Here is a 1,916-nt window from a genome sequence, read left to right as displayed (position 1 = left end):
CTCGGCCATGGACCTTAGCACCCATAGCCTCACTGCAGTGTATATTAAATAGCATTCGGAGTTTGTCTGGATTTGGTAGGATATGACTCCCCCGCACCCAATCAGTAGCTCTACCTCTATTTAACTTAACCACCACGCTGTTCCTAAAAACATTTCGGGGAGTACGAGCTATTTCCCAGTTTGATTAGCCTTTCACCCCTACCCACAGATCATCCGGAAACTTTTCAACGTTTATCGGTTCGGTCCTCCAGTACCTGTTACGGCACCTTCAACCTGTCCATGGGTAGATCACAAGGTTTCGCGTCTACCCCCACTGACTGCACGCCCTATTCAGACTCGCTTTCGCTTCGGCTGCGTGACTTAATCACTTAACCTTGCCAGTGAGGAGTAACTCGTAGGCTCATTATGCAAAAGGCACGCCGTCACAGATCTTGTCTGCTCCGACCGCTTGTAAGTACACGGTTTCAGGTTCTATTTCACTCCCCTGTTCGGGGTTCTTTTCACCTTTCCCTCACGGTACTGGTTCACTATCGGTCTCTCAGTAGTATTTAGCCTTACCGGATGGTGCCGGCAGATTCCCACAAGGCGTCTCCGACCTCGCGGTACTCAGGATACCACTATGCTATTATCGCTTACCCGTACGCAGTTCTCATGCTCTATGACCAGGCTTCCCATCCTGTTCCGGTTCACTTTAATATCCAATGTCGTGGTCCTACAACCCCAGCTATGCCGTAACATATCTGGTTTGGGCTCTTTCCCTTTCGCTCGCCACTACTCAGGAAATCATTATTATTTTCTCTTCCTCTGCTTACTTAGATGTTTCAGTTCAGCAGGTTTGCGCATTTGCAACTATTCTTCAAATAGTTAGGTTTCCCCATTCAGAAATCATCGGATCAATTCTTATTTGCAGATCCCCGATGCTTATCGCAGCTTATCACGTCTTTCATCGCCTCTGAGAGCCAAGGCATCCCCCGTGTACCCTTATTTACTTTCTTCCTACATGTACCGCTTTTGCTCGGTACTGTATGCTTTTTGATATGGTTATTGAGAGTGTTCCATTTGTTCAGATATTCGATCTAAAACTTATTGCCGAAGCCTTCCATCTTGTCTCTTGTATCTTCGCTCTTGAATCTTTTCCAACAACCGTCTCTACTGTTGTTTTCTCTTTTTTCAATTACTTCTTCCAATATGTCAAAGAACGTTCGTTTTCATCTGTTACGTTACCGTATTATGGTCCCTGTAGAAAACTTGGTGGAGTATAGTGGGGTTGAACCACCGATACTACTATCCGGCCCCTGTGGCCGAACTCCTATACCTATATATAAGGTATAATATCTTAAGTATGGATCATGTAGGTAACTTGTTATATTATCTGTGAACAGTATCTGCTCCAGAAAGGAGGTATTCCAGCCGCACCTTCCGGTACGGCTACCTTGTTACGACTTAGCCCCAGTTACCGACTTTACCCTAGGCGGCTCCTTGCGGTTACCGACTTCAGGTACTTCCAGCTTCCATGGCTTGACGGGCGGTGTGTACAAGGCCCGGGAACGTATTCACCGCAGCATTGCTGATCTGCGATTACTAGCGAATCCAACTTCACGGGGTCGAGTTGCAGACCCCGATCCGAACTGTGACCGGCTTTTAGAGATTGGCATCTTATTGCTAAGTAGCAGCCCTCTGTACCGACCATTGTAGCACGTGTGTAGCCCCGGACGTAAGGGCCATGATGACTTGACGTCGTCCCCTCCTTCCTCTCTACTTGCGTAGGCAGTCTGTTTAGAGTCCCCATCATTACATGCTGGCAACTAAACATAGGGGTTGCGCTCGTTGCGGGACTTAACCCAACACCTCACGGCACGAGCTGACGACAGCCATGCAGCACCTAGTTTCGTGTCCCGAAGGACTGTAGCGTCTCT

At 48.0% G+C, this 1,916-nt stretch carries 2 rRNA genes; both read right to left on the bottom strand.

From position 1 onward, the window contains the following. A 23S ribosomal RNA gene (locus IRJ16_RS22770) occupies positions 1-995 on the bottom strand; the annotation flags it as partial. A 399-nt stretch (positions 996-1,394) separates the two neighbouring features. Further along, a 16S ribosomal RNA gene (locus IRJ16_RS22765) occupies positions 1,395-1,916 on the bottom strand; the annotation flags it as partial.

The organism is Mucilaginibacter myungsuensis, assembly GCF_015222005.1.
In the GTDB taxonomy this organism is placed as follows: domain Bacteria; phylum Bacteroidota; class Bacteroidia; order Sphingobacteriales; family Sphingobacteriaceae; genus Mucilaginibacter; species Mucilaginibacter myungsuensis.
This window is presented reverse-complemented; position numbering and strand designations above follow the sequence as displayed.